The following is a 26942-nucleotide window of genomic DNA, read 5'->3' on the forward strand; positions in this document are numbered from 1 at the left end:
TTGCTTCTCATACAACAAGTTGACCCTTATATTAAAAGGTTTTGTTTATTCTGTCAAGTGTTAAGAAATGTGCAGGCAGCCATATAGCTCTGACGGGCATAAGACAGACCAGCGAAGTGGTGCTTTTTACCACACAGTTGGGTTGGCTTATGACCCGAAGAGCTGGCTGCCGGAGTCTGGACACTATAGAAATGCGGAAGCGGCCGTGCAGGTCCGATGGGCATAAGACAGACCGGCGAAGCCACGCGTTTTCAGCCGCATAGCCAGAGTGGCTTACGTCCCGAAGAGCTAGGCACTGCAACTGGACACCAGGTTGGCTTATGACCCTGAGAATCTGGGCACTGAAGTCCAGACAACAAGAAAAGCCCAGGCACCCATCTTTCTCTTGGCGCCTGAGCTCAAACAAATAATAGTTATTGATAATAGCCATCCAGTTCTTTTCGCAAAGCCGCTTTAAGGAATTTCCCGACCGAGGTCTTTGGCACTTCTTTCAAAAAGACCACATCGTCCGGAACCCACCATTTGGCGAATTGGCTCTCCAGGTATGTCAGCAACTCCAATTTCATCGCTTCGTCTTCAGCATAGCCTTCTTTTAGGACCACACAGGCGAGTGGGCGTTCCATCCATTTCTCATGTGGAATTGCGACAACTGCTGCTTCAAAAACTGCATCATGTGTCATCAATGAGTTTTCCAGGTCGACAGATGAAATCCATTCCCCGCCGCTCTTGATCAGATCTTTTGTCCGGTCTGTCAGCTTGATATAACCATCCGGTTCAATGACAGCGATGTCACCCGTATAAAGCCAGCCGTCCCTAAAGGCATCTGCAGTCCGTTCATCCTTATAATATTCATCAGCGATCCATGCCCCTTTGACATTCAGCTCGCCCATCGTTTCGCCGTCCCAGGGAGCCTCACCATCTTCATTGACAATCCGCACTTCCAGCCCTGGCATCGGCAAACCTGCCATCGAGCGGCGTTCGATGCGCTCATCCATCGTCATATCAGCCATGGCCGAAGTGGTGATGGCCAAACTGACAAGTGGCGCGGTTTCCGTCATGCCATAGCCTGTCACAAACGGTACACCGTATTTCTCCTCAAACGCCCGTATCAAGCCTTTCGGTGAAGCTGAGCCACCGCAGATGATCATCCGAAGCGTTCCAATATTGCGCGGGTTCGCTTCCAGTTCCTTCAGTACGCCCATCCAAATGGTTGGGACACCGGCAGTCAAAGTAACTTTCTCGGATTCAATCAAATCCAACAGCATGCCTGGAGCAAAGCCCGGCCCCGGCAATACTTGCGTAGTACCAAACAAGACACTGGCAAACGGCAGGCCCCATGCATTGGCATGGAACATCGGAACAATCGACAAGGCGACGTCACGTTCCGACAAGCCCATAGCATCGGACATGCCCAGTGCATAACTGTGGAGCACCAGCCCACGGTGTGTATAGACGACCCCTTTCGGATTACCGGTAGTCGCCGAAGTATAGCACATGCCAGCCGGCGTGTTTTCGTCCAGATCTTCAGGGAATTCAAAGCTGCCGTCTTCAGCGGCCAACAGCTCTTCGTAGGAATAGACGTTTTCAAGTGTGGTTTCCGGCAAATCTGTTCCGTCTTTCATGATGACAAAATACTTGACTGTTTTCAGCATTGGCGCCAGCTTTTCAATCAAGGGAAACAAATCATGATCGACCACCAGAATTTCATCTTCGGCATGGTTGATGACATAGGCGATATGTTCCGGAGACAAGCGAATATTGATCATATGCAGGATAGCGCCGGCACCGGGCACACCAAAGTACAATTCCAGATGGCGGTGATGATTCCAGGCAAAACTTCCGACTTTCGCGCCTCGGTCCATGCCGATTTTCGTCAAAGCAGCGGCCAGTTTACGTGTTCGCACAGCAAATTCTTTATAGGGAATGCGATGGACCATATTCTCTCCGGTCCGTGAAATGATCAATTTTTCAGGAAAATAGCGCTCTGCTCTTTTTACGAAAGATGATAATAATAACGGTGAATCCATCATGTCACATCCGACTCCTTTTTCGTTCTATTTTTTTCAATGAAAAACGGGTGTTCATGCCGTTCATGCGCCTTTAATATGGGCGCCAGGCAGGCATCCACCTGCAATGATATCCGGTACCATTCCTGCCAGTCCTTCGATTTGAAAAAATTTGCCACTTCCTGGTGTTCCGGGCTTTCCAAGGGCCTGTCTCCCCATTCCAGCCATTCCGGCTGGTGGGCAAAATCACAGAAAGCACGCCAGAATTTCTCCTCCAGCGCCCCTAAAGTCATATAGCGGCCATCTTTTGTTTCATAGATGGCGTAGCTGACCCTCGTGCCGCCGATTTCCGGAATTCCTCTATCCGAAACACCCGCTTCATGATAGACGTCATGATTCCCAAGAAATTCAGCCATCACTTCAGCCAAAGCAATATCCAGGTACTGCCCCTTTCCGGTCCGGAACTTTTTCAATAACGCAGCAAGCAGCTGTTCTGAAGCGAGCAAGCCTCCCGTGAAATCAGCGAACGTATTGGTTGGGTGAATCGGCCTACCGGAAGCATCTGTCAATTGATCCAAAGCACCCGACAAAGCCATATAATTCAAGTCATGGCTGCCCAAGCCGGCCATTTCACCCGTTTGTCCATACCCCGATAATGAACAGTAAACCAGATCCGGCTTCAGGATTTTCAAGCTGTCATAATCCAAGCCCAATTTTTTCATGACACCCGGCCGGAATGTCTCAATAAGCGCATCTGCACTTTTCACCAATTCCAGCATCTCAAGACGGCCTTCAGGTGATTTCAAGTCGATCCGGACAATCGTTTTGCCGTGGTTATTCGCCCGGTGGACATGCCCTCCGCTCATATAACGCGCCGGATCACCGGCTGGCGGTTCCACTTTGATGACTTCCGCCCCTAGTTCGGCAAGCCGCATTCCTGCATACGGCCCTGGAACATAATAAGTGACGTCCAGTATCCGTACACCTTTCAATGCATTTTCCATTTACAGGCCCATCCGTTTAGCAACGATGGTTTTCATGATTTCATTAGAGCCTGCATAGATTGCTGCTACTGGGATATCCCGGTAGCGGCGTGCAATCTTGTATTCTTCCATGTAGCCGTATCCGCCATGCAATTGCATGCACTCACCGGAAATCTTTTTGGCCGTGTCGGTCAGCCAAAATTTCGCCATCGACACTTTGGAAACAATGTCTTTCCCAGCCATATGGTCTTCAATGAGTGATTCCAAAAATGAATGGCCCAATTCGATTTCCGTCGCCATTTCCACCAATTTAAATTGGGAATTCTGGAACGAGCCGATTGGCTTGCCAAAGGCCTTTCTTGACTTTACATATTCCAAGGTCATCTCCAGCATATCCTCTGATGCCACCTGGGCGGCCATTGCGACCACCAAGCGTTCCTGCTGCAGTTTTTCCATCAAATAGGTAAAGCCTTTGTTTTCTTCGCCGATCAAATTTGCTGCTGGAACAACACAATCCTCAAAATACAGTTCGGACGTATCTTGTGCATGAAGGCCGACTTTATCGAGCTTACGCCCTTTTATAAATCCAAGTGTCCCTTCTTCTACCATCAAAAGAGAAATGCCACGGTGCTTCGGTTCTGCTTTTGGATCGGTTTTCACGACCACCAGCACCAATGTCGAATTGATGCCGTTAGTGATGAAGGTCTTCTGGCCATTGACAATGTAATTGTCGCCATCCCGAACGGCGGTGGTTGATATATTCGCCAGGTCAGATCCTGCTCCCGGTTCTGTCATGGCGATCGCTGTAATGTGATCACCTGAAACGCAGCCTGGCAGCCAGCGCTGTTTTTGCTCTTCATTGCCGTAGGATTCAACATAAGGAACGGTGATATCATTATGGAGGCCAACGCCTGTCAAACTGGCACCGACACGTTCCATCTCTTCTCCGATAACAACTGCGTAACGGAAATCAAGTCCAAGACCGCCATATTGTTCTTCAACTTGAGGGCTTAAAAAACCCATATCCCCAAGTTTTTTCCAGAAGGATTTTGGAATAAGGCGATCTTTTTCCCACTGGTCATAATTCGGGACCGCTTCTTTCTCCAGAAATTTGCGCAACGACTTTCGGAACATCACATGTTCTTCTTCTTCAAAACGGTATCTCCCCATCCTCTTTGTCCCCCTTATTTCGGCTGCATGCGGATTGCTCCGTCGAGTCGGATTGTTTCTCCATTCAACATCGGATTCACTGTAATGCTTTCCACCAATTGTGCGTATTCAGCAGGTTTTCCAAGGCGTGCTGGAAATGGCACAGCCGCAGACAATGAAGCAATTGCAGCATCCGGCAGCCCTTCCACCATCGGCGTCTCCATTAACCCAGGGGCAATTGCCATGACGCGGATTCCGTCTCTCGCCAATTCCCTCGCTATCGGCAAAGTCATTGAGACCACTCCGCCTTTTGACGCACTATAGGCCGCTTGTCCAATCTGACCTTCGTAAGCGGCCACAGATGCTGTTGAAATAATGACCCCGCGCTCCCCTTCTTCATTCGGCTCATTTTTCTGCATAGCTGCCGCGGCAACACGGATCACATTAAAGCTGCCGATCAAATTTACTTTGATGACTTTTTCGAATTGATCCAGCCCGATCGGTGTGCCTTTGGACAATACTTTTCCTGGAGTGCCGATACCTGCACAATTGACCACTAAATCGATCTCGCCGAATTGTTCGAGCGTTTCGCTGATATTCTGTTCGACCTGCCTCGCATCTGTCACGTCGGTTTCTTTGTAGATAACTGATTCTCCGCCTAACTCCTCGATCAGCTTTCTTGCCCGTTCTGCATTCAGGTCAAAAATAGCCGCTTTTCCGCCACTTTTTGCAATGTGGCGCACTGTCGCTTCTCCTAGCCCGGATGCTCCACCTGTAACCACTGCTTTAACATTTGAAAATTCCATTGTCATCCCCCTCAGTGTTCAAAACGATCTACAGTTTTTCAATGATGGTGGCATTGGCCATTCCCATCCCTTCGCAAATTGCCAATAGACCATAACGCCCATTTGTCCGCTCCAGTTCATGCAGCAGCGACACCAGCAATTTGGTTCCTGTTGCGCCAAGCGGGTGCCCAAGTGCTATCGCGCCACCGTTGACATTCAGTTTTTCGGGATCTCCGCCGATGTCGTTCAGCCATGCAAGTGGAACTGGCGCAAACGCTTCATTGACTTCATAACGATCCATATCACCAATTTCGAGCCCTGCTTTTTCAAGCACTTTCCTTGTTGCCGCAATCGGCCCCGTCAGCATCAATGTCGGATCGGAGCCCACCACTACACGCGCCAGTATCCGCGCTTTCGGTTTCAAGCCCAGCTCCTGCGCTTTCTCAGCCGACATCAAAAGGACGGCTGAAGCACCATCACTCATCTGGCTGGCGTTCCCCGCAGTGATTACACCATTCTCATCAAAAGCCGTTTTCAGTCTCCCCAGAACTTCCTGTGTCGTTCCAGGACGCGGCCCTTCATCTACCGCAACGGTTTGTTTTTCGCCGTCTGCGCCTTGTGTTTCAATCGGAACAATTTCCCGCTCGTAATGTCCTGCCTGAATGGCATTTTGCGCCCGCTCATGACTTTGCACCGCGAAAGCATCAAGCTGCTCCCTGGTGAATCCCCATTTCTCAGCGATGCGTTCTGCCGATAATCCCTGGTTGATGATTTCGTATTGGTCAGTCAGCTTCTTGCTGGGTTTTGCATCCTGCATATTGGAAAACATCGGTACGCGCGTCATACTTTCTACACCACCCGCAATGACGATATCCATATCTCCCGCTAAAATCGCCTGCGCCCCAAAATGCACTGCCTGCTGGCTTGAACCGCATTGGCGATCAATGGTGACACCGGGCACATAATCCGGAAAACCTGCAATCAATGCTGCCGTGCGCGCAATATTGCCACCCTGTTCGCCGGCCTGTGAAACACAACCTAAAATAACATCTTCTATATCCGCTTTTTCCACACCAGCACGTTTCACCAGCGCTTCCAGTACTAAAGCTGCCAATTCATCCGGGCGTTGATTCGCAAACTGCCCTTTTCTGCGCCCTATCGGTGAACGTACTCCTTCTATTATTACAACTTCTCTCATATCCTTCACCCCATTATAGATTTTTGAAATCGCTTTCATTTAGCTGAATTGAATGACTATTCACTCATTAAAACCATTGTACAAGAACCGTTTGCCAAATGCTACAAGAAAAGCGAAAGCACCCATATAGCTCTGACAGGCATAAGACAGACCAGCAGTGCGGCGCTCTTTGCCGCGCAGCTGGGTTGGCTTATGACCCGAAGAGCTGGGTGCTGGAGTCTGGACAATAAGAAAAGCGAAAGCACCCATATAGCTCTGACAGGCATAAGACAGACCAGCAGTGCGGCGCTCTTTGCCGCGCAGCTGGGTTGGCTTATGATCCGAAGAGCTGGGTGCTGGAGTCTGGACAATAAGAAAAGCGAAAGCACCCAAGTAGCTCTGACAGCACAAAGCCACATATTTTCTTGAGCAAAAAAAGATTCCGCAGCCTCAGCCACGGAATCTTTTCTTATTCTTCAATCAATCCTTTTTCAAACAAGAAGTCACGGGCCACATCACGGGCGATTGCCTGGTCTTGATCTACTCTTGCATTCATGAGCATCATTTCTTCCTCGCTAATTTGCCCAGCGAGTTCATTGACCAGATCTTCAAGCTCCGGATAGTCTTTCAAAGTTTCTTGTCGAACGATCGGTACCGCATCATATTTAGGAAAGAACCCTAAGTTATCTTCTGTGGTTTGCAAGTCGAACAATTCAATTCGGCTATCCGTGGTGAAGGCAGGAATAACGTCTACATCGCCTTCAGCAACTGCTTCATACATAATTGATGGATCAAAACTTTCGGTATTGGAAAATTCCATCTCATATGTGGAGACCAAGTCTTCGTAACCATCTCCTTCCCGTTCATAAAATGAATGAGGGCCGCCAAAGCTCACTGGCTGTGAATGGGTTATCTCAGCCAGTTCCGACAGTGTTTGACTGTCTTTTGAAAATGCCACCGTGTAGCTGTTCTCAAAACCTAAAGGCTCCAGCCAAGTCACATCCAACGCTTCTTCATATCCAGCCCGCACACGTGCCAGTACTTCTTCTGAAGATTCTCCGATTACCGATTCTTCTTTTAACACATCCTTTAATCCGGTTCCTGTATATTCGACATACATATCGATGTCCCCATCTTCAATAGCCGGTGTCAAAATCAACACTTCCCCCAAGCCTTCTTCATAGCTTACTGAATACTCCGAATTGCCTTCAATGTATTGACCTAGAATTTGCGGCAAGATATATTGCTCAGTCCACGGTTTACCTCCAATGACAACGGGATCAGTACTCGCAGCCTCATTTCCGCAAGCAGCCACTAAAAATACTGTTGTTGCCAAACCAACTATTAGAATGCTTCTCATCAGCTTCCTCTTTTTAATTATCTGAATTTACAAACTATTTATTGCTGGAGTAATTGTACAAGAAATCGAAACAAAACACTATAAAAGACAGCCACATTCCTTTCATTAAACAGAAAAAAGCTGCGCTGAAAGTCATAGTTACCGACTTCCAGCACAGCTGCTTGCACTTTACTCTTCAATTAGCCCTTTTTCAATCAGGAACTCACGAGCGACATCACTCGCCACTTCCTGGTCTACGTCAACTCGTGAATTCATGGCCAGCATTTCTTCTTCACTGATTTGCCCCGCCAGCCCACTTAAGACTTCCTCAAGCTCTGGGTATTCTTCGAGTGTTTCCATTCGAACAACAGGAACTGCGTCGTATTTCGGGAAAAACGAAAGATCGTCTTCTGTTGTTTCAAGATCAAATAATTCAATGCGGCTGTCTGTTGTAAAGGCTGGAATAACATCTACTTCTCCGCCTTGGACAGCTTCATACATAATGGCCGGATCAAAACTTTCCGTAGCTGAAAACTCAAATGGGTAAGTAGCGACAAGGTCATCAAAACCATCTCCCTGGCGTTCATAGAAAGGGTGCGGTGCGCCGAAACGCATATTTTCCGACTTTGAAATTTCCGCTAAATCCGAGTAAGTTTCCGCGTCATAACCGCTGTCCTTAGAAAACGCTAAAGTATAGCCATTTTCAAAACCAAGCGGCTCTAGCCAAGTCGCACCCAAAGTGTCTTCATAGCCTGCTCTGACAATCTCCAATACTTCTTCCGAAGACTGTCCAGGTACAGACTCTTCCTTCAAAACATCTTTTAGCCCTGTACCAGTGTATTCCACATACATATCAATATCCCCTTGTTCCAAAGCAGGCGTTAAAATCGCTACTTCTCCAAGGCCATCTTCGTATTCCACTGTATATTCCGAATTTGCCTCAATGTATTGTCCAAGAATGTGAGGCAGGATATACTGTTCCGTCCAGGGCTTGCCGCCGATTACAAGTGGCTCCGATGCTTCTCCACCTGATCCGCATCCTGCAATGATAGTCGTTCCAGCCAATAAAATGCCTAATGCCGCTTTCTTCATCCTGATTCCCCCTATGTTTTTAAGCCTTTTGGTGTTGCTCTTTTTTCAATCCACTTCAAAATTTGATCAAATCCAATGGCTAAAAAAGCGACCGGTAGCGCACCAGCCAGCACCAGCGAATTATTATACGATTGCAGGCCGCGGTAAATAATGTCTCCCAAGCCACCAGCTCCGACAAAGGTGGCAAGCGTAGCGATTCCGACCGTCAAGACAGTCGCTGTCCGAATCCCCGCCATAATGAACGGCAGTGCCAGCGGCAATTCGATTTGACGCAGGATTTGCGTTCGCGTCATTCCCATTCCACGTCCCGCTTCGATTGTGGAGCCATCGACACCGACAATGCCAGCATAAGTATTCCGCAAAATCGGCAGCAATGCATAAATGATGAGTGCAATTAATGCAGTAGGTGAGCCGATCCCCAAAATAGGCACCAAAAAGCCAAACAAGGCAAGGCTTGGGATCGTCTGGAAAACAGCCGTCACCCCGATGATTGGTTCAGCATAGCGCCGGTAGCGTGTAATGATAATTCCCAATGGCAATGCAATGGCAATGCCGATCGCCACTGCTACAAACGACAGATAGATATGTTCCAAGAATGCGCTGATGATCATGTCCTGCCGGCTGACAAGAGTATCCAGAAAATTTCTCATGCCAGTACCCCCGTTTCCTTAGCAAGAGCAGCTTTCAATAAATCACGGTCATTAGCATATGCAATAATCCGGCCATCTTGAACGACTGCCAAATAATCCTGGTCGCTTTCATCCAATTGCAGAAAAGCTTCTTCAATTGATGAGTCAGCAGAAATCTTCTTGGCATCTCCTGCCCAATCGGCTGTGAACAAGTCCAAAAATTCCATTAATCTCTTTTCTCCAAATGTCCGTTTTTGATTGATGCGCTCTACGCCGATAAAATTCCGCACAAACTCATTAGCAGGATTGTCGATCAATTGCTGGGGTGTTCCTGTCTGCTCGACTTGCCCGTCGCGCATCAAGATAATGGAATCGGCGATTTTCAAGGCCTCATCCATATCATGGGTAACAAAAACGATGGTTTTTTTGATGGTTTGTTGGAGATTCCGGAGTTCGTCCTGCAACTGTTCCCGGCTGATGGGGTCAAGAGCTGAAAACGGTTCATCCATTAACACAATGTTCGGGTCTCCAGCAAGCGCCCGTATCACTCCGACACGCTGCTGCTGTCCACCACTCAATTCGAGGGGATAGCGGTCCATATAAATTGCTGGATCCAGCCCGACCAATTCGAGCAGTTCCCGTACCCGCTCTTCTTTTTTGGCTTTTGGCCATTCCAGCAGTTTTGGGACCAGCGCCACATTGTCCGAGATGGTCATATGAGGAAACAAGCCAATACGTTGAATCACGTAGCCGATTGAGCGGCGTAATTGAACTTCGTCCATTCCGTTTATAGGTTTCTCGTCAATATAGATACTCCCGGCAGTCGGTTTTTCCAGTTTATTGATCATTTTCATTAAAGTGGTTTTGCCGCATCCACTGGGACCAATTACGGCAGTCAATTCATGAGTGGGAAGAACGAGTGAAATGTCTTTTAATGCTTCCGTTCCATCCGGAAAGCGCTTTGTGACATTTTCAAATCGAATCATAGCATCCGCTCCCTTCTGATTCTTTCAGCCTAGCTTTTTTATACCCTCTAGCAGACTGCTTTACTCATTTAAAGTTTACACGGAATAATTAATGTTCTTCAAAAACAAGGTGAACCGGGTTGGCAATCTGCACGTAGCCAATTTCCCTGTAGATTTTATTGGCCGCAGCATTGCTCAGGTCGGTGTAGAGCATCACAAAATCAAATTCCAGCAGCAGCTCGTCTGTGACTTCAGCGACCAACGTCCGCGCATACCCTTTGCCACGGCGATGCTTCGGTGTAAATACGAAGGAAACCGTAATGCCGTTTTTGGAAGGACGCGCTTTCTTCATGCAGGAGACGACCACTCCATCCACTTCCCACACATAGATTTCTTTTCTTTCCAGAAAGTCGGCAATCCGGTGCGTTGCCTGTGCTTGAGTAGAGCGTTTGATCCCCGTGTCCACCTCAAAGAGCCTGTACCATTCCTCTAAGAGTTCCGCATCTTTTTTACTGGCAATTCGCCAGGAACCGCCACTTTTATGCAAACCTTTATTAACCGCATCAATGCGGTATAAACCTTGGTTCATCAATACTTTTACCTGTTCTTCTGTCTGCTTGGTCCAAGCTTCCGCAAAAAGCCGGCTTGTTTCCTGTTCACCGACAACTCCACTTATTTCGATTCCAAGATTCTGCAAATGTTCAGCGATTTCTTTTTCAATTTCGGGAAGATTCCTGAAAATAACCAATTGCAAAGCATGCGGCGGAGTCATCAAACAAGCACCTACAATCTCGCCTTCGGTTTCTGCAATCGCCAAAAAGTATTCCTCATACTGATTGGCCTGAATTTGGCCAAGCACTCCAAGGAACAAGCTGTATATATCTTCATTCTTATACAACAACGGTGCCACTCTTTCCGTAAATGCTGCTGAATCCGAGCAGGTAAGCAATTCCATTTTCCCACATCCATTTCTGTGGTAATTCCTCTTCATAAAGGTATTAGCTATATTATGGAAAATCTCCTGCTCATTTCCGTTATTTCTTTAATAAAAACAACGTGCTCCGAAACAAAATCGGATACGTTGTTTTTGAAGTTAATCTATTCCAGTTCCATTTGCTTTGTTTCGGTTCCCAGAAATGCCACAGCCATTGCACCGATGAGGATGGACACACAGAAAATCCCAAAAATCACATTGATGCCAATACCAGCCGTCAGCATCGAACCGACCAAGAGCGGCCCAAGAACTCCGCCAATCCGGCCAAACGATGCGGCCATACCTGTACCAGTTCCACGGATAACCGTCGGATACTGCTCCGGCGAATAGGCATATAATGCTCCCCACGCACCCAGGTTGAAGAACGACAGGAAAGCGCCGGCAACAATCAATAAGGTGATAGTATCTGCATTTCCAAACGCCAGCGCACTGGCCGCTGTCCCGATCAAATATGTAACCAATACAAATTTCCGGCCAGCACGCTCGATAAGCCAAGCTGCGGAAAAATATCCAGGCAATTGAGCCAGCGTCATAATCAAGACATACTGAAAGCTTTGGATAAGAGTAAATCCTTTAAGCACCATAACGCTTGGCAGCCACAGGAACATTCCATAATACGAAAAGACAACTGTAAACCAGACGATCCACAACATCATAGTAGGGCGTCTGTATTTTTTGGACCAGACTTCTTTGATGTTTGTGGAAACCGATCGCAGCACATCTTTTTTAGCAGAAAACTGTGGTGAATCCGGCAGATTGATGCGAAGATACAATGCATAAAGCGCTGGCAATGCAGTCAGCAACAACGCAACACGCCATCCGAAAGACGGAATAATGAAATACGAAATAATTGCAGCAACCAGCCATCCGGCTGCCCAAAAACTTTCCAGCAGGACGACGACGCGTCCGCGCTCTTTTGCCGGCACACTTTCCGATACCAAAGTAGAGGCAACCGGCAATTCTCCACCCAGTCCCATCCCAACAAAAAAGCGCAGGATCATAAACGCTGCAAGTGTTGTAGTAAAGGCAGAAAGTCCACTGGCAATTGAAAACAGCAGTAAGGTGATGATGAATATCTTCTTCCTGCCAACACGGTCTGCATAGATGCCAAAAACGAATGCACCAACCGCCATCCCGATTGAGTTGACGCTGCCGATCCAGCCCATTTGACTGGAAGTCAGTCCCCAGTCCACATGCAATGCCGCAATAACGAAAGCTAAGATTCCAACATCCATTGCATCAAAGAGCCACCCCAGTCCCGCGACCCACAATAATTTATTTCTTGAAATAGAACTTGGATTTTTCTCAGTTACGGTTGACATTGCCGCCCTCCTTGTCTTGACACATGTATAGTTCTATCTTTACACAACTATACGCTCACGGCGAATCTGTGACAAGTCCAGATTGAAAAGTCTGTTTTTTTCAATCAAATAATATTTTATGGTGCTTAAGCTAACTGTTTCCACACGTTAACAAGAGCAGGAAAATCCCCTTACAAACTTTCATCAGAAGAATTATTTGCCGAGAAGATAATGGCCGTATTGACACTGATCATCATCGCTGCCTGCCGTTCTTGCATCAAGGTTTCCAGCGAAGTAGAAAACGCCATGGCAGAGATATTCTGTACATCTATATTATCGACCATTGCCTGCTGGACAGCGGTCGAAAAAGCCATATCCTTGTACCAGCGGAAAATCTTGTTTTTTCCAGTTCACGCGTGTTTTCCGCAATTTCTTTCAGCGCTTCGCCCCCCCCCCACTTGGGTCACCGCTAAAAAACCAAGAATAGGAAACTGCGCCAAACGGATTTTGATTTTTTCATCTTTGAAAAGTTGATGGATGGCCAATACCCTTCCCACCATTCCTGGATCATAAGCCGGTGAATCGAAGGTCATGATCCAGGACAGCCATTGAAGGTCATTGCCCATCGTAAAGCCTTGTTCACGTAAATCGTGGTAATACATATTCATTGTCGCTGCCCGCTCCGCTTCTTCCGGACTCTTCATCAGCAGAGCAGCCAGATACGTATAGGAAGTTTTCCAAAACCCCGCGTTATTCAGCTCTTTCTGATTTTGATTGACCAGCTTCAACGAACTTTCTAGATCCTCTTTTTTTGCCACCATGAAAGCTTCTGCTATATGAAGCAGATGGGAGCGCAGTAGTGAAGTCCATCCCTCATTCTTTTTAATGATTCCAACTGCCCTTTCATGCATTTCCGCATCAAAAGCTTGATCACGCGACAAGTATATATTGGTGACAGCCAATGCAATTCGTTTATCTACGTCCTCCCCTGTTGTTTTTGACACTTCCGAGAAAGCTTGTTCAATTCGTTTGATATCCATAGAAAAAGCCTCCTTTTCTCTCTACTGAGAGAAAAGGAGGCTTAAAGTTTCAAGATTAGAGGATCAATACCAGGCTGACAGCCATTACCGCCATGCCGGCTACCAATCCATAGATGGATAGATGCGCTTCGTCGTAACGTTTTGCAGCAGGCAATAGTTCATCCAGGGAAATGAAAACCATAATTCCCGCCACCCCGGCGAATATAATACCAAATAACGTATCGCTGAGAAATGGCATCAGGAACAGCCAGGCAGCAATTGCTCCGATCGGTTCTGAAATACCTGAAAGAAAACTGTATTGAAAAGCTTTTTTCCGGCTCCCGGTTGCATAATAAATCGGAACCGACACAGCAATTCCCTCTGGAATATTGTGGATGGCTACTGCGATAGCGATGGCGATTCCGAGGGCAGGATCCTGCATTGCCGACATGAATGTCGCAATCCCTTCCGGAAAGTTATGGATACCAATCGCCAAAGCTGTAAAAATACCCATCTTTCGAAGCCGGGCATATTCATCATTGGTCGGTCCTTCATCCATGTCCTCCACCGTTTTGACTTCATGCGGATTTCCAAGTTGCGGCAGGATCCGATCCAATATCGCCATGAAAATCATTCCGCCGAAAAAGCCAGCCAACGTCAGCCAGTAACCCATGCTTTCGCCATGGGCGTTCGTCAAGGAATCTTTTGCTTTAACAAAGATTTCAATTAAGGAAACGTAAATCATCACCCCAGCCGAAAAACCCAGCGAGACCGACAGGAATTTCGTGTTGGTGCGGGATGCAAAAAATGCGAGGAGACTGCCAATCCCAGTGGCCAGTCCTGCAAAAAGAGTTAGTCCAAGCGCAAATAAGACTGTACTATCCATAGATATGCCTTCTTTCCAATTCTAGTGAATATGGTTATTCTACACTTAAAGTTTCCTTCGTACACCTTTTTTTAATAAGGAAAGATTTTCTATTATTCATTTATTTCACTCTCCCCAGCAAACCTTTCAGCTTGTGCCAATCTGCGTCCTTCAAGGCACGGACGGATGGATTATAAAAAACACTTGCCGGATGAAAAGTCGGGAAAACATGGTAAACTTCAACGGTTTCTTCAAAACTGCCCTCTTCTTCGTTCCAGTATAAAATCGGCGTCTCCATTAAGACCCCATGAAGTTCCGTGACTCTTGCCTTCGGACCGATCAACCGCTGCAAGCCGATATTTCCAAGTGTCACAATCAACGGCGGCTGGACATCTTGAATCTCCGTGTCCAATATCGGCGCATGCGCAATAATTTCTTTTTTGGTCGGTGCCCTGTTGTATTTTCTTTCAATAGTTTCGCCATTGCGCTTTTTTTTCGTTCCCCATTTATAAGGCCTGCTCCGCACCGCGCTTGTAATATAGACATCTTCCCTTGCCAAACCGACACTCTCAAGAGAAGCCATCAACTCTTTTCCCGCCCGTCCTGTGAATGGGATGCCCGTTTCTACTTCATTTTCTCCCGGGGCTTCTCCCACCAGCATGATTGCCGGATTTTCAGGACCACTCCCCCAAACAAACCCCTCAATGGGGTGCCCTTTGATTCTTTTTTTGCCCAATGCAGCTAGTTCTTCCGAAATTCTGTACATTCCACTTCACCTCTATTATTTTTAATGTACGTAAGGAAACCTTACACGAAATAAAAATAACTCTTGCATTATCAGAAAATATAGATTAATATGTTAACAAACCTAACATGAAGGAGGAAAAGACATGAAAAAGATTGAAACGATTATTCGGCCATCGGTTTTCGCAGACGTTCGCCAAGCTTTGGCGCTTGAAGGAATAGACGGTTTGAGTGTAACGGAAATTGCCGGAATCGGAAAGCAGGAAGGCCGAGTCGGTTTATTCCGCGGCAACGCCTATACGATGGAATTTTCTCCAAAACTGAAATTGGAGATGGTGGTGGATGACCATAAGGTCGAAGACATCATCCAGGCTTTACTGGAATACGCTTCGACTGGCCAAGTCGGAGATGGCAAGATTTTCATTTTGCCTGTCGAAGAAGCTATACGGATCAGAACAAAAGAACGCGGCGCAGTCGCGATTGGATAAGGAGGAGATTGGATGGAAGCAGTTCAAAGTTCAGTAGATATGTTATGGGTGATGCTCGGAGCCATGTTGGTATTTTTCATGCACGCAGGATTCGCCATGGTGGAATCAGGCTTTACACGTTCTAAAAACACTTTGAATATTTTAATGAAAAACATGATCACTGTTTCGCTTGGGTCGATTCTTTATTTTATCGTCGGGTACGCTCTTATGTTTGGCCCTTCGTCTTTTGGATTGATCGGTACACAAGGGTTTGCGCTATCAGGTGTTGAAGACATCGGGTTCTTTGTCTTCCAGGCTGTGTTCGCTGCCACTTGCGCAACAATCATTTCGGGAGCTGTAGCCGAGCGGATGCATTTATCCGCTTATATTCTATTGACGATTGCCATGACTGCAGTTATTTATCCGATTGTTGGACATTGGGTATGGGGCGGCGGCTGGTTGTCACAGATTGGCTTTATTGATTTCGCCGGTTCAACTGTTGTGCATTTAACCGGGGCAGTAGCTGCATTTGTCGCAGCTTGGAAAATCGGTCCACGCATCGGCAAGTACAGCGGAAAAACCGTCAATACGATTCCTGGCCACAGTTTGCCACTTGGCGCATTAGGTGTTTTCATCCTTTGGCTTGGCTGGTTCGGCTTTAATGGTGGCAGCACCTTGGCAGCTGACCCTGCTCTCGTGCCTCCAGTAATTGCCAATACACTATTGGCAGCATCTGCCGGCGTGATCGCCACTGCGGGATATACTCGTTTGCGCTATGGCCGTATTGACGCTTCCTTAACGATGAACGGTGCACTTGCAGGCCTTGTCGGAATTACGGCAGGAGCAGCGAACGTTTCACTTGTCGGCGCTCTTGCTATCGGCTTAATCGCTGGAGTTGTCATGACTGAAGCTATTCGTTTGCTTGATTCTAAAATTCGTGTCGATGATCCGGTCGGAGCTATTTCCGTTCACGGTATTGCAGGTATCTGGGGGACGCTTGCAGTCGGCTTGTTTGATACTACGGGCGGCTTGCTTTATGGAGGCGGAGTAGAAATTCTTGGCCTCCAGGCAGTCGGCATTCTGGCTGTAATTGCTTGGGCTTCTATCTCAACCGGATTGGTGTTGTTCGCCGTCGGCAGCCTTACACCACTTAGAGTAACTGCTGAAGAAGAAGAAGTAGGATTGGATTTTTCAGAGCACGGTTCACAAGCTTACTCCATGCAGGATGTTCTGTTGGGCTCACCAACAGGGAGCAGCGATTCATTCGCGCACCGGCTGAATCAGCTGGGCGATGCACCCACTTCTCAAAAACCGACTTCATAACCCAAAATAAAAAAAGAGGAATTTCCGGTTATTCCGGAAATTCCTCTTTTTTTCGCGCTTCATCTCTTTTGTGGAACTGGCGCTCACGTATCTCGTACCAGACGGCTACGGCCACAAACCAGGCATATCCAGCAAAAAGGCCCGCTGTTACATCAGAGAAGTAATTTTCTCCTCCCGCCACTCTCGATAAGGCGACTATCAGGGACAGGCCAACAGCCAACAGCCAGACCACCATCTTCGTTTTTCTTGAGGAACTGTCTCCTGCAATGAAATAAGCCAATGTGAAAAGATACAATAAGCCAACCATTGCATGGTTTGATGGGAAACTAAAGGATTCCAGGCCATGCGGCAAATCCGGACGCGGACGCCCAAACCATTCTCGCATCAACTGATTCAGCACATTTCCTACACCCACAGCCAGAAAGACGAACAGCATTCCCCGATAATTTTTCCGGAACAGCCACAGGTAGACGAGCAGCGAAAGACTCACAGCAGCTATCAGCCATGGTTCTCCTATAAATGACATGCTGCCGAGAAGACGCTGCCCGCCAAACAGTTCCGACGCCTGCCGGTCGATTTGAATAACGGCATTCCCAGAGTAGTTTCCAAATATGGCAAAGAACCCAAGCAAGGTCGCTACTGCCATTGGATAAAAAAGACGCTTCACGACATCCACCCTCTTTCATCATTACCTACAGTTTATCATAAGCAAAATGAAAAGCCCGTTTGCCATATCGGCAAGCGGGCTCGATTATCATTCCAGTTACTGCAGTTCCAGAACGCCATCAACCATCTTGTAGACTTTGTCACAATAATCGACTAGACGGATATCGTGCGTCACCACAATCGTCGTTGTTTTCTTGCTTTTCGTTTCTTCCTTGAGTAATTCCATAACTTCATAAGCACGGTCGGAATCCAAAGAAGCTGTCGGCTCATCCGCCAAAATAATGGATGGATTGCTGTATAGCGCTTTAGCGATGGCAACCCGCTGGCGTTCTCCTCCAGAAAGATCCGAAGGGTATTTGCCGCGGAGGTCGCCAATCCCCAAATCTTTGTAAAGCTGTTCAAGCTGTTCTTTGTTCATGTTGTCTTTTTTCACTTTATCCAATAGCTTCAACTGCTTTTCCACCGTCAAGAACGGTACCAAATTCGAAGCCTGCAGGATAAAGCCGATTTCCTTTAGGCGAATCCTAGAAAGCTGTTTTTCATTTAAAGTGGAGATATTTGCATTGTTGATCAGAACTTCTCCAGTTGTTGGCGACAAAAGCCCTCCGGCGATCGTTAAAAATGTGCTTTTTCCGGAACCGGAAGGCCCGATCACCGCAATCAATTCTCCTTGTTCTGCATGAAAGTTCGTTTCTTTCAGCGCATCCACTTTTTTGTGGCCTGTGCCAAACGATTTTTCCACCTGTTTCATTTCCAATACTGCCATGATTTAACCTCCAATCGCTTTTAATGGATCAATTTTCACAATCGTCAACACAGAGAATACGGCGCCCAAAATGGCCACTACCATCAGGACCACTCCGTAGATCAGCATCGTCGGAATATCAAATGATATCGGAACCGCACTTGGCAGAAAAGCTCCAGTGAGAAGCGTCAGTCCGAGCCCTACCGCGACACCAATTGCCGCGAGGATGGCTGTCTGCGCAATAACTGAGCGTGCCAAATAACTGCTCGGGATTCCCTGCGCTTTCATGACGCCGAACATGCTGATTTTCTGAACCGTCAGGACGTAAAGGAATATCGCGACGATCACTGATGAGATGACAAACAGGAAGTAAATCATAAAGTTCAAAGTCAGACTTTGCTCTGTGTACCCAGGAAGGCTTTCAATGAAGGTTTCCGTCTCAATCGCTGCCAGCTCTTCCTCATCTGTAATTGAGGAAACATCAGCTGACCGCACCACAATGCCGCTGATCTGGCTGTTATCTCTAGTCGCCTCTTCGCTGAACTTCACGCGCTGGAACGTTTCCAAATCCGTATAAAGAACAGGTGCAGCATTAAACCGGGCTTCGTCTGTAAAGCCTACAATTTCCAGCTTTTCTTCTGTAGAAGACAAGCTCAATACATCTCCAAGCCCAAAGCCATCATCTTTAAGTGAATCCCCGGCAATCACTTCATTGCCACCGGTGAACGCAGTTCCCTCCGTTACTTCCGGCATGATAAATTCATCACTGTCGATTCCAAAAATCGAGACATTGGCTTTTTGATCGCCGGTTTGCGCAATGGCATTAAGCTGTCCGAGAACAGCTGTTTCATCAGCATCAATGCTGTCAGCTGTATCGACGGCAAAAGAAGACTGGACCAGGCTTTGATCCGATTCCTCAGTTAACACGATGGCATCCGCATCCCATTTGTCCACTGCTTCCCTATTTAAACTCGCCAGCCCGTTTGCTAAACCGGATAAAAAGAACACCAGATAAGCAACCAGCATCAAGACGCCAATAATCAATGTAAAGCGCAATTTATTCTTCAGGATTTCGTTCCATGCCAAAAACATCTTTTCACTTCCTTTTTATGATTTATACAGATTGAACTAAAGGCCCAGCTTGTTTAAGAGAAGAAGATTTGAAGAAATCCAATATCGAAAAGCTTTTTGCTGAAGAAAACTTTTCTATTCATTTTCTCAGCGCCGGCCTCTTATACTTAAAGCGATTGAAGCGAAAGGCATAAGTTAAGTTTTTTTGTTCAACTTCTCTAACTTATCTCTTATCACTTCCAATTATACTGCAGGAGGCTATACAATTCCTGTATAAACCTTATATAAATATAGTATTTATTACTAACTTGTGAAATCCCCATAAAAAAGGCTGTACCAAAAGCTCGTGAAAAATGCCCTTTGCGGCGCACAGCCTCAGCTGGTTCTAAAAAAACAAAAAATCGCCCTTCCTGCTAAATGGAAGTTACCATACCACCATTTCAGAAAGGACGATTTTTATGCGCAATGCGAAGATTACTACCCAGAATTATATCACTGAACAAGCCTCTTTTTTATCTTACAGCGTGAACATGATAGGTGTTTTGCGAAGACTCGATAATGTGTTCTGGTTTCGGTTTGCCGATATTGGCTTTGTGTCCTGCAATGTGGCCAGGATTCTTCTCCCAATTTTTCCAGTCATTTTCCGATTCCCAGCGCACATAAACAATCACTTCTTCATCGCCTCGGCGAATGTTTTTCTTCAATACCGTACGGTCAATATAACCAGGCTGCTTTTCAAGCTTGCCTTCACCGGAAAAGCGATCTAATACAAGTTCCGAAAATCCCTCTTTCACGACGATTCGTTTCATTTGGACAAACACACGATCCGCTCCTTTATTCTTTTTCCGTTTGACGATCAGTCGATATATCAACAATCAGCGAGGATAGAAAATCCCCACTGATTGTTAGTTGCTCTTTATTCAAATGCTGACTGTACATCCGTTACCATTTGAGCGACAGACTGCAATCCGCCACCTGACAGGTACCAGAAGTCTGGATCCAAGTAGATGATTTTATCGTTTTGAGCAGCATTAGTCTTTTCAACCAATTCATTTTCAAGAGAATCTGCAGCACTTGCACCGTTTCCGACAACAGCGTTGCGATCAACTACGAACATCATGTCCGGGTTTGTCTCCAAAATGTATTCATAAGAAATGCCTTGCCCGTGCGTAGAAGCTTCGATACCTTCGTCAGCCTGTTTTACGCCAAACACATCATGGATGATGCCAAAACGTGAAGCCGCACCATAAGCACTTACTTTTCCTTCATTTGCAAGAACGATCAATGCTTTTTCATCAGACTTACTTACTGTTGCTTTCACTTCTTCGATTTGCGTATCAATCGCCGCTAATTCCTCAACGATTTGGTTTTCTTTACCGAAAATTTCGCCAAGAGTGGTCATGTTGCCTTTAAATGACTCCAAGTAATCTTCTGTATCTACAGCCATATGAACGGTTGGAGCGATGTCAGAAAACTCTTCGTACATATCAGCCTGGCGTCCAGAAATGATGATCAGATCAGGCTTCATTGCATTGATTGCTTCAAAATCCGCTTCTTTTAATGTACCAACATTTTCATATTTTTCAGTATCTGCATATTTATCAAGATAAGATGGCAAAGATTCCTGCGGAACTCCTGCAACAGCTTCAAGACCTAACTTATCCATTGAGTCAAGAACACCAAAGTCGAATACCACTACTTTTTCAGGGTTCTTGTTGAATGTTGTTTCTCCAAGTTCGTGCGTTACTGTCATTTCCTCTGTTTCTTCAGCTCCAGCATTTGCCGTATCGGATTCTGTTGTTTCTTCAGTTGATCCACAAGCCGCAAGGAAAGCCACCAGCATTAGGATAAATGCTACCAATAACCATTTTTTCATTTTATTTCAAGCTCCTCTTTTTTTAAGAATTAAAATACACACAAATTCGGCAATCATTCATCTGCTGAATCGGGATATCCATATCATAGATTTCTTTTAATGCCGCACTTTGAATAATTTCTTCCGTTGTTCCGTCTTTGACTACGCGGCCATTTTTCAAAGCCACAATCCGGTCAGAGTATACGGAAGCGAAGTTGATGTCGTGAAGAACAATGACCACTGTTTTGCCGAGGTCATCGACCAAGCGGCGCAAAATCTTCATGATTTGGACCGAATGCTTCATGTCCAGGTTGTTCAATGGTTCATCCAATAGAATATAATCAGTGTCCTGCGCAATGACCATTGCGATAAAGGCACGCTGGCGCTGACCGCCTGAAAGTTCATCCAGATAGGAGTTCTCCATTTCCTTTAAATCCATGTAATCGATGGACTGGTCCACCATTTTTTCATCTTCATCGTTGAGACGGCCTTTTGAATAAGGAAAGCGGCCAAAAGAGACCAGCTCGCGAATCGTCAAACGGACATTCATGTAGTTGGACTGTTTTAAGATCGATACACGTTTTGAGAACTCATTGGACTTCAACTTTTTGGTATTGGTTGAATCAATGAGCACTTCGCCGGTATCCGCATCCAGCAGCCGGCTAACCATGGAAAGCAATGTGGATTTCCCAGCCCCGTTCGGCCCGATAAAGGATGTAATCTGGCCTCGCTGGATATCAACTGAGACATTTTCCACAACTTGTTTTTTTCCGTAGAGCTTTGTCAATTCACGAACTTGGATCATTTAGATCGACTCTCCTTTAATAGTAGGTAGATGAAGTAAATTCCACCGATGAAATTGATGATGACGCTCAATGTCGTATTGAAAGTGAAGATCCGTTCCACTACCCACTGGCCGCCGACCAAGGCGACTACGCTGATGACAATAGATCCTATCAGTAAAACCGAATGTTTATATGAAGTAAAGAATTGATAGGACAAGTTGGCCACAATCAAACCGAAAAACGTAATCGGTCCGACCAGCGCCGTGGCAATGGCGATCAGGACAGCCGATAAAACGAGCATCTGTTTTACTAAGGCATCGTAGTTTACGCCCAAGTTAATCGCTGTATCACGCCCAAGCGTCAGAACATCCAACGATGAATTTTGTTTCCAGGCAAATGTAATCAACAGGGTGATGATGACGAGGGAGGTCCACACCAAATCTGAATTGACATTATTAAAGCTGGCAAACATCCGGTCTTGGATGATTGAAAATTCATTCGGATCAATTAAGACTTGCAAGAAGGTTGTGATACTGCCGAAAAACGTTCCGCATATGATGCCGACCAACAAGAGAAAGTAAATCGGCCGATCGTTTTTTTTGAAAAGCAAGCGATAAAACAGCAGAGCGAAGATGACCATGACAGCAATCGACAGCATGAAATTCACTTGCTTATTGACGATAGTTACATGATCTGAACCGAGGAAAAAGATCAGCACCGTCTGAAGCAGCATATACAGTGAATCCAAGCCCATAATGCTCGGCGTCAATATCCGATTATGGGTGATGGTCTGAAAGACAACCGTCGCATAAGCGATAGCCACTCCGGTCAACACCATGGCAAACACTTTTACACCACGTCTTGGCAAGGCGTAATCAAAACTTCCGTTTAAATCTTGGAACAGATAAACTCCACAAGCCACTAAAGCCAAGCCGACTAATATCAGCATTTTATGTAGGTCACGCATATGCTTTCCTCCTAAACAACAAGAAGAGGAAAATAAAGCTTCCGATAACGCCGACCATCAAGCTGATGGAAATCTCATACGGGTAAATCAGCACTCTCCCCAAGATATCGCACACCAGCAAGAAAATAGCTCCAAGCACTGCAGTATGCGGCAATGTTTTTTGTAGATGATCTCCTTTGAAGATCGATACGATGTTCGGAATGATCAACCCAAGGAATGGGATAACCCCTACCGTCAAAACAACCGTCGCTGTGATCAAAGCCACGAGTACCAATCCGATGTTGACGACGCTCCGGTATTTCATCCCCAGGTTTTTGGAGAAGTCCTCGCCCATGCCTGCTACCGTAAACCGATTAGCGTACAGATAAGCGATGATAAAGACCGGAACACTGATGTAGAGAAGTTCATAGCTTCCCTTCATGACCATCGAAAAGTCACCTTGCAGCCAGGCGGACATATTTTGGATCACGTCCGCCCGATAAGCGAAAAATGTTGTGATGGAAGACAGGATGTTTCCGAACATCAAACCAACTAAAGGAATGAATATAGCATCTTTAAATTTGATGCGGTTTAGTATTTGCATAAAAAGAAACGTACCGGCAAGCGCAAAAGCAAAAGCCACTGTCATTTTTTCCAGCATCGATGCGTTGGCGAACAACAGCATTGACACGAGAATCCCAAGCCGAGTAGCGTCTAATGTACCTGCCGTTGTCGGAGACACGAACTTGTTGCGGCTTAACTGTTGCATGATGAGTCCTGCCATACTCATCCCTGCACCTGCCAGCAAAATCGCGACCAGCCTTGGCAGACGGCTGATCAGGAATATCTGTGTCTCTTCCGATTGGAAGTCAAGCAAATCAACAATGCTGATACTGCTCACCCCGACAAACAAGGAAACGATCGACAGTATGATTAATGTTGGTATTAAATAACGTTTTTTCATTACTGTCCCTCATCTGTCCTCAATAAAAATTATTGATTATTCGATAGTGATAATCATTATCAATTAGTCACTTGGTTTAGTATAGCATGTTAGAAATAAGAGTCAATAATTAGTTGAGAATTATTTTCATTTAGAATAGATTGGCATCTATTTGTCAAGTTTTATCAAAGCTTCATGACACAAAATAGAACATGCCAATGCGGCATGTTCTATCTCTTTTCAGATAAAATTCAGGTGTTGTCACCACAAGTAGAGGGGGTAAACCAATTAACCTGCAATTTCCCGCGCCTGTTCCAGCACTTCAGCCGGAACAGTGATGGCATCAATTTCGTTATATTGGCTATAGTCAGCCTGTACATCCGACTTGATGTTCATGGTTTCGCCTTCGATATTCATATCCATGTCCATGGTCATATTCATACTGTTTGTCAGGAATGTCTCTTTGTCGATATTGATGATGTAGTTCACTGAATGAATGGTCATATCTTCAAGCGCCATCTGTGCTTCAATTTCCATTTGCCCCAAAGTTTTGCCCAGTTGCTGATCCATCAATTCCTGGAATTTTTCTCCCGATGCATCAAGAGTCAAAATGAATTCTTCCTCCGTCTGTTCGAAAGTGAAATCTTCCTGGAATTCGGATAGTTCTTCGAGCTGTTGAGCAGGATCGGCAGTTTGCTGATCCGCCAAGCCTTTTAAATCCTCAATGCTTTCATCCGGCATTTTCAACCAGGTGGCCATCGTTTCTTCATACATGAACAAACCCTGATCTGTGAAATACATTTCCATGCTCATGGGATTGGCATTCTCTATATCCTCGGAGACGATGGCCGTCTCTGCGGTTTGATGGAATGCCAACGGATCGGTCGTCATATCCATAGCAGAATCCATTTTCATATTGATCACCATGCCATCCGCCTGCATATCCATCACCTGATCGGTTACAATATCCGCGTGAAGACCTGTAATGCCTTTGGAAGCTTCCAACGATTTCATATATACCTCTTGAGCCGTCAAATCGCTGTCTTCCCCTTTTGCCGCTCCATCTTCAGACGCCGGTTCCGCTGTTTCGCCGCATGCGGAAAGGCCAATGGCTAAAGTGGCTGTGCTCATGAACATTATCCATTTCTTCAATATGATCACCCTCCTCTAGTTCGCATTAACTTTCGTCCTTTTAACTGATCAACGGGAAAGAAAAAAACTTATTAAATTGAATCTCCCTAATCTACGGACAACATTGGAAATAGTTTCATACTACTTGTTTACCCAAATTCCAGTCGTTTATTTGTTCAACTTCGATTATACTTTTCACTGTGAGAAAAAACGAGGTGGCTTTTTTGAGATTAAAACATTTTTTCAGTTACTATAAACCGCATAAACGGTTATTTATCATTGATTTTTCCAGTGCCGTCCTTGTAGCTATCCTGGAACTGGCATTTCCAGTCGCTGTTCAATGGTTCATTGACGACCTGCTGCCGAGCGGCGATTGGGGAACCATCACTACAATCAGTTTTCTGCTTCTGGCAGTGTTTCTATTAAGTACATTTCTACAGTATATCGTCAGTTATCTGGGGCATAAACTAGGCATCAACATCGAGACGGATATGAGGGAAGAGCTGTTCACTCACGTTCAGCGGCAATCGTTCCGTTTCTTTGATAACACCAAAACGGGCCATATCATGAGCCGCGTCACCAATGATTTATTCGACATCGGCGAACTTGCCCATCACGGACCGGAAGATTTCTTTATCGCCATCATGACCTTTTTCGGGGCGTTCGGCATCATGTTCTGGATCAACCCCAAACTTGCCCTTGTTACACTGATCGTCATCCCGTTCCTGATTTGGCTCATCACGTTCTGCAATATTAAGATGAACCAGGCCTGGGGCAGCATGTACGGGAAAATCGCTGACGTCAACGGCCGTGTAGAAGACAGTGTTTCAGGAGCGCGCGTCGTCCAGTCGTTCACAAACGAAGAGTTTGAAATCGACCGCTTTAAAACGGACAATGACCGCTTTCGCACGGCGAAGATGGTTGCCTACAAAGTCATGGCGGCAACCCATTCGAGCATCTACATGATGACGCGTCTTTTGACTTTGGTCGTACTGGTTTACGGAGCGTGGCTTAACTTCCAGGGCGAGTTATCGTATGGAGAGCTTGTCAGTTTCGTCCTGTTCCTAAATGTGCTGATCAAACCGATCGATAAAATCAGTGCCTTGCTCGAACTTTATCCAAAAGGCATGGCTGGCTTCAGCCGTTTCCGCGAATTGATTGAGCAGGCACCTGATATCAATGATCGGAAAGATGCTGTAGCTGTCGAGAAATTAATCGGAAATATTACATTTGAAGATGTTCATTTTGGCTATGACGACAACAAACCTGTTTTGTCAGGCATTGATCTGAACCTTCAGGCCGGAGAAACTGTTGCGTTTGTCGGTCCTTCCGGTGCGGGGAAAACGACTATTTGTTCATTGATCCCCCGGTTCTATGACATCCAGGAAGGCAGCATCTCCATCGACGGCATGGATATCCGCGACATGACCATGCACTCGCTGCGTTCACAAATTGGTATCGTCCAACAGGATGTCTTCTTGTTTACTGGAACGATTCGCGAAAACATCGCTTACGGCAAAAGAGATGCCAGCGAAGACGAAATTTTAGCAGCCGCCAAAAAAGCCCATTTAGAGGATTTTGTTCTGAAATTGCCACAGGGTTATGACACCCAAATCGGAGAGCGCGGATTGAAATTATCCGGCGGCCAAAAGCAGCGGCTGGCTATCGCCCGTATGTTCCTGAAAAATCCGCCGATCTTAATACTGGATGAAGCCACTTCGGCACTCGATACCCAAACAGAGCGCGTCATCCAGGAAGCCTTGGCCAAACTGGCGGAAAATCGCACAACCTTGATCATCGCCCATCGCCTCGCTACAATACGCGATGCTGATCGCGTGATTGTCGTAACGGAAGATGGAATTGCTGAACAGGGCGGGTACAGCGAGTTGCTGGAAAGCGATGGCATTTTCGCCAACCTTCACCGCATTCAGTTTCAGCAATAAGAAAACCTGACAATTAATG

At 46.2% G+C, this 26942-nt stretch carries 27 protein-coding genes; 3 read left to right on the forward strand and 24 right to left on the reverse strand.

Annotation, left to right across the window (positions count from 1 at the left end):
• Nucleotides 1–413: 413 nt before the first annotated feature.
• The 15 genes from J7I83_RS07950 to J7I83_RS08015 all read right to left on the reverse strand — a co-directional run bounded on the left by J7I83_RS07950 (nt 414) and on the right by J7I83_RS08015 (nt 15070).
• Nucleotides 414–2030: a long-chain fatty acid--CoA ligase gene (locus tag J7I83_RS07950; RefSeq protein WP_215100164.1), complete on the reverse strand. Its 1617-nt coding sequence runs from the start codon at nt 2028–2030 to the stop codon at nt 414–416.
• The gene (locus J7I83_RS07955; protein WP_215100165.1) at nt 2027–3010 is read right to left on the reverse strand and encodes a CaiB/BaiF CoA transferase family protein; all 984 of its coding nucleotides are present in this window, start codon (nt 3008–3010) and stop codon (nt 2027–2029) included. Before J7I83_RS07955 ends, J7I83_RS07950 begins: the two co-directional genes overlap by 4 nt.
• Nucleotides 3011–4159 (reverse strand): acyl-CoA dehydrogenase family protein, encoded by a 1149-nt coding sequence (locus tag J7I83_RS07960; RefSeq protein ID WP_215100166.1) that lies wholly within the window; start codon nt 4157–4159, stop codon nt 3011–3013. It lies immediately after the preceding gene.
• Nucleotides 4160–4173: 14 nt separating this feature from the next.
• Nucleotides 4174–4944, reverse strand: coding sequence for a 3-hydroxyacyl-CoA dehydrogenase (locus J7I83_RS07965; protein ID WP_215100167.1), 771 nt, complete (start codon nt 4942–4944; stop codon nt 4174–4176).
• 28 nt (nt 4945–4972) lie between these two features.
• The gene (locus J7I83_RS07970) at nt 4973–6121 is read right to left on the reverse strand and encodes a thiolase family protein (RefSeq protein WP_215100168.1); all 1149 of its coding nucleotides are present in this window, start codon (nt 6119–6121) and stop codon (nt 4973–4975) included.
• A gap of 448 nt (nt 6122–6569) precedes the next feature.
• Nucleotides 6570–7463 carry a glycine betaine ABC transporter substrate-binding protein gene (locus J7I83_RS07975; protein ID WP_251047547.1) on the reverse strand — a complete coding sequence of 298 codons (894 nt, stop codon included), beginning with the start codon at nt 7461–7463 and terminating at the stop codon, nt 6570–6572.
• A 165-nt stretch (nt 7464–7628) separates the two neighbouring features.
• A complete protein-coding gene (locus tag J7I83_RS07980) occupies nt 7629–8531 on the reverse strand; it encodes a glycine betaine ABC transporter substrate-binding protein (protein WP_215100170.1) in 903 nt (300 codons plus the stop codon).
• A gap of 11 nt (nt 8532–8542) precedes the next feature.
• Nucleotides 8543–9181 carry an ABC transporter permease gene (locus J7I83_RS07985; protein WP_215100171.1) on the reverse strand — a complete coding sequence of 213 codons (639 nt, stop codon included), beginning with the start codon at nt 9179–9181 and terminating at the stop codon, nt 8543–8545.
• Nucleotides 9178–10146, reverse strand: coding sequence for an ABC transporter ATP-binding protein (locus J7I83_RS07990; RefSeq protein WP_215100172.1), 969 nt, complete (start codon nt 10144–10146; stop codon nt 9178–9180). Before J7I83_RS07990 ends, J7I83_RS07985 begins: the two co-directional genes overlap by 4 nt.
• Nucleotides 10147–10234: 88 nt before the next feature.
• Nucleotides 10235–11080 (reverse strand): GNAT family N-acetyltransferase, encoded by an 846-nt coding sequence (locus tag J7I83_RS07995; RefSeq protein WP_215100173.1) that lies wholly within the window; start codon nt 11078–11080, stop codon nt 10235–10237.
• Nucleotides 11081–11223: 143 nt separating this feature from the next.
• Entirely contained in the window at nt 11224–12441 is a 1218-nt protein-coding gene (locus tag J7I83_RS08000; protein ID WP_215100174.1) for an MFS transporter, read from the reverse strand.
• Nucleotides 12442–12611: 170 nt separating this feature from the next.
• The gene (locus tag J7I83_RS17805) at nt 12612–12794 is read right to left on the reverse strand and encodes a hypothetical protein (protein ID WP_251047534.1); all 183 of its coding nucleotides are present in this window, start codon (nt 12792–12794) and stop codon (nt 12612–12614) included.
• 36 nt (nt 12795–12830) lie between these two features.
• Entirely contained in the window at nt 12831–13460 is a 630-nt protein-coding gene (locus J7I83_RS08005) for a DUF4003 family protein (protein ID WP_251047535.1), read from the reverse strand.
• A gap of 55 nt (nt 13461–13515) precedes the next feature.
• Entirely contained in the window at nt 13516–14325 is an 810-nt protein-coding gene (gene zupT, locus J7I83_RS08010; RefSeq protein ID WP_215100175.1) for a zinc transporter ZupT, read from the reverse strand.
• Nucleotides 14326–14425: 100 nt separating this feature from the next.
• The gene (locus J7I83_RS08015; protein WP_215100176.1) at nt 14426–15070 is read right to left on the reverse strand and encodes a uracil-DNA glycosylase; all 645 of its coding nucleotides are present in this window, start codon (nt 15068–15070) and stop codon (nt 14426–14428) included.
• Nucleotides 15071–15194: 124 nt separating this feature from the next.
• Between J7I83_RS08015 and J7I83_RS08020 the strand changes: the two genes are divergently transcribed.
• Together J7I83_RS08020 and J7I83_RS08025 are read left to right on the forward strand one after the other, a co-directional pair.
• The gene (locus J7I83_RS08020) at nt 15195–15536 is read left to right on the forward strand and encodes a P-II family nitrogen regulator (protein WP_215100177.1); all 342 of its coding nucleotides are present in this window, start codon (nt 15195–15197) and stop codon (nt 15534–15536) included.
• 12 nt (nt 15537–15548) lie between these two features.
• Nucleotides 15549–16838: an ammonium transporter gene (locus J7I83_RS08025; RefSeq protein WP_215100178.1), complete on the forward strand. Its 1290-nt coding sequence runs from the start codon at nt 15549–15551 to the stop codon at nt 16836–16838.
• 28 nt (nt 16839–16866) lie between these two features.
• On the opposite strand, the gene J7I83_RS18085 is transcribed toward J7I83_RS08025, so the two are convergent.
• From J7I83_RS18085 to J7I83_RS08070, 9 genes are all read right to left on the reverse strand, one after another.
• Nucleotides 16867–17505, reverse strand: a complete 639-nt coding sequence (locus J7I83_RS18085; protein ID WP_215100179.1) for a phosphatase PAP2 family protein — start codon at nt 17503–17505, stop codon at nt 16867–16869.
• A gap of 96 nt (nt 17506–17601) precedes the next feature.
• The gene (locus tag J7I83_RS08035; protein ID WP_215100180.1) at nt 17602–18270 is read right to left on the reverse strand and encodes an ABC transporter ATP-binding protein; all 669 of its coding nucleotides are present in this window, start codon (nt 18268–18270) and stop codon (nt 17602–17604) included.
• A 3-nt stretch (nt 18271–18273) separates the two neighbouring features.
• Complete coding sequence (locus J7I83_RS08040) at nt 18274–19341, reverse strand: ABC transporter permease (RefSeq protein ID WP_215100181.1); 1068 nt, start codon at nt 19339–19341, stop codon at nt 18274–18276.
• A gap of 491 nt (nt 19342–19832) precedes the next feature.
• Entirely contained in the window at nt 19833–20141 is a 309-nt protein-coding gene (locus J7I83_RS08045) for an antibiotic biosynthesis monooxygenase family protein (RefSeq protein WP_215100182.1), read from the reverse strand.
• 95 nt (nt 20142–20236) lie between these two features.
• A complete protein-coding gene (locus J7I83_RS08050) occupies nt 20237–21196 on the reverse strand; it encodes a siderophore ABC transporter substrate-binding protein (RefSeq protein WP_215100183.1) in 960 nt (319 codons plus the stop codon).
• Nucleotides 21197–21218: 22 nt separating this feature from the next.
• Complete coding sequence (locus J7I83_RS08055; RefSeq protein WP_215100184.1) at nt 21219–21980, reverse strand: iron ABC transporter ATP-binding protein; 762 nt, start codon at nt 21978–21980, stop codon at nt 21219–21221.
• Complete coding sequence (locus J7I83_RS08060; protein WP_215100185.1) at nt 21977–22927, reverse strand: iron chelate uptake ABC transporter family permease subunit; 951 nt, start codon at nt 22925–22927, stop codon at nt 21977–21979. The genes J7I83_RS08055 and J7I83_RS08060 overlap by 4 nt, the downstream gene beginning before the upstream one ends.
• Complete coding sequence (locus tag J7I83_RS08065; RefSeq protein ID WP_215100186.1) at nt 22920–23870, reverse strand: ABC transporter permease; 951 nt, start codon at nt 23868–23870, stop codon at nt 22920–22922. The genes J7I83_RS08060 and J7I83_RS08065 overlap by 8 nt, the downstream gene beginning before the upstream one ends.
• 267 nt (nt 23871–24137) lie before the next feature.
• The gene (locus J7I83_RS08070; protein WP_215100187.1) at nt 24138–25001 is read right to left on the reverse strand and encodes a DUF6612 family protein; all 864 of its coding nucleotides are present in this window, start codon (nt 24999–25001) and stop codon (nt 24138–24140) included.
• A 203-nt stretch (nt 25002–25204) separates the two neighbouring features.
• Here J7I83_RS08070 and J7I83_RS08075 point away from each other — a divergent pair, with 203 nt between their 5' ends.
• Complete coding sequence (locus J7I83_RS08075; protein WP_215100188.1) at nt 25205–26923, forward strand: ABC transporter ATP-binding protein; 1719 nt, start codon at nt 25205–25207, stop codon at nt 26921–26923.
• The last annotated feature ends 19 nt before the right edge of the window (nt 26924–26942 follow it).

Origin of the sequence: Planococcus sp. ISL-110, from assembly GCF_018613575.1 — a bacterium.
Lineage (GTDB): Bacteria > Bacillota > Bacilli > Bacillales_A > Planococcaceae > Planococcus.

What these genes read in the sequence shown, in the direction of transcription:
- J7I83_RS07950 (WP_215100164.1), bottom strand. Translation starts at nt 2,030, where the DNA reads ATGATGGATTCACCGTTATTATTATCATCTTTCGTAAAAAGAGCAGAG.
- J7I83_RS07955 (WP_215100165.1), bottom strand. Translation starts at nt 3,010, where the DNA reads ATGGAAAATGCATTGAAAGGTGTACGGATACTGGACGTCACTTATTAT.
- J7I83_RS07960 (WP_215100166.1), bottom strand. Translation starts at nt 4,159, where the DNA reads ATGGGGAGATACCGTTTTGAAGAAGAAGAACATGTGATGTTCCGAAAG.
- J7I83_RS07965 (WP_215100167.1), bottom strand. Translation starts at nt 4,944, where the DNA reads ATGGAATTTTCAAATGTTAAAGCAGTGGTTACAGGTGGAGCATCCGGG.
- J7I83_RS07970 (WP_215100168.1), bottom strand. Translation starts at nt 6,121, where the DNA reads ATGAGAGAAGTTGTAATAATAGAAGGAGTACGTTCACCGATAGGGCGC.
- J7I83_RS07980 (WP_215100170.1), bottom strand. Translation starts at nt 8,531, where the DNA reads ATGAAGAAAGCGGCATTAGGCATTTTATTGGCTGGAACGACTATCATT.
- J7I83_RS07985 (WP_215100171.1), bottom strand. Translation starts at nt 9,181, where the DNA reads ATGAGAAATTTTCTGGATACTCTTGTCAGCCGGCAGGACATGATCATC.
- J7I83_RS07990 (WP_215100172.1), bottom strand. Translation starts at nt 10,146, where the DNA reads ATGATTCGATTTGAAAATGTCACAAAGCGCTTTCCGGATGGAACGGAA.
- J7I83_RS07995 (WP_215100173.1), bottom strand. Translation starts at nt 11,080, where the DNA reads ATGGAATTGCTTACCTGCTCGGATTCAGCAGCATTTACGGAAAGAGTG.
- J7I83_RS08000 (WP_215100174.1), bottom strand. Translation starts at nt 12,441, where the DNA reads ATGTCAACCGTAACTGAGAAAAATCCAAGTTCTATTTCAAGAAATAAA.
- J7I83_RS17805 (WP_251047534.1), bottom strand. Translation starts at nt 12,794, where the DNA reads ATGGCTTTTTCGACCGCTGTCCAGCAGGCAATGGTCGATAATATAGAT.
- J7I83_RS08005 (WP_251047535.1), bottom strand. Translation starts at nt 13,460, where the DNA reads ATGGATATCAAACGAATTGAACAAGCTTTCTCGGAAGTGTCAAAAACA.
- zupT (WP_215100175.1), bottom strand. Translation starts at nt 14,325, where the DNA reads ATGGATAGTACAGTCTTATTTGCGCTTGGACTAACTCTTTTTGCAGGA.
- J7I83_RS08015 (WP_215100176.1), bottom strand. Translation starts at nt 15,070, where the DNA reads ATGTACAGAATTTCGGAAGAACTAGCTGCATTGGGCAAAAAAAGAATC.
- J7I83_RS08020 (WP_215100177.1), top strand. Translation starts at nt 15,195, where the DNA reads ATGAAAAAGATTGAAACGATTATTCGGCCATCGGTTTTCGCAGACGTT.
- J7I83_RS08025 (WP_215100178.1), top strand. Translation starts at nt 15,549, where the DNA reads ATGGAAGCAGTTCAAAGTTCAGTAGATATGTTATGGGTGATGCTCGGA.
- J7I83_RS08035 (WP_215100180.1), bottom strand. Translation starts at nt 18,270, where the DNA reads ATGGCAGTATTGGAAATGAAACAGGTGGAAAAATCGTTTGGCACAGGC.
- J7I83_RS08040 (WP_215100181.1), bottom strand. Translation starts at nt 19,341, where the DNA reads ATGTTTTTGGCATGGAACGAAATCCTGAAGAATAAATTGCGCTTTACA.
- J7I83_RS08050 (WP_215100183.1), bottom strand. Translation starts at nt 21,196, where the DNA reads ATGAAAAAATGGTTATTGGTAGCATTTATCCTAATGCTGGTGGCTTTC.
- J7I83_RS08055 (WP_215100184.1), bottom strand. Translation starts at nt 21,980, where the DNA reads ATGATCCAAGTTCGTGAATTGACAAAGCTCTACGGAAAAAAACAAGTT.
- J7I83_RS08060 (WP_215100185.1), bottom strand. Translation starts at nt 22,927, where the DNA reads ATGCGTGACCTACATAAAATGCTGATATTAGTCGGCTTGGCTTTAGTG.
- J7I83_RS08065 (WP_215100186.1), bottom strand. Translation starts at nt 23,870, where the DNA reads ATGAAAAAACGTTATTTAATACCAACATTAATCATACTGTCGATCGTT.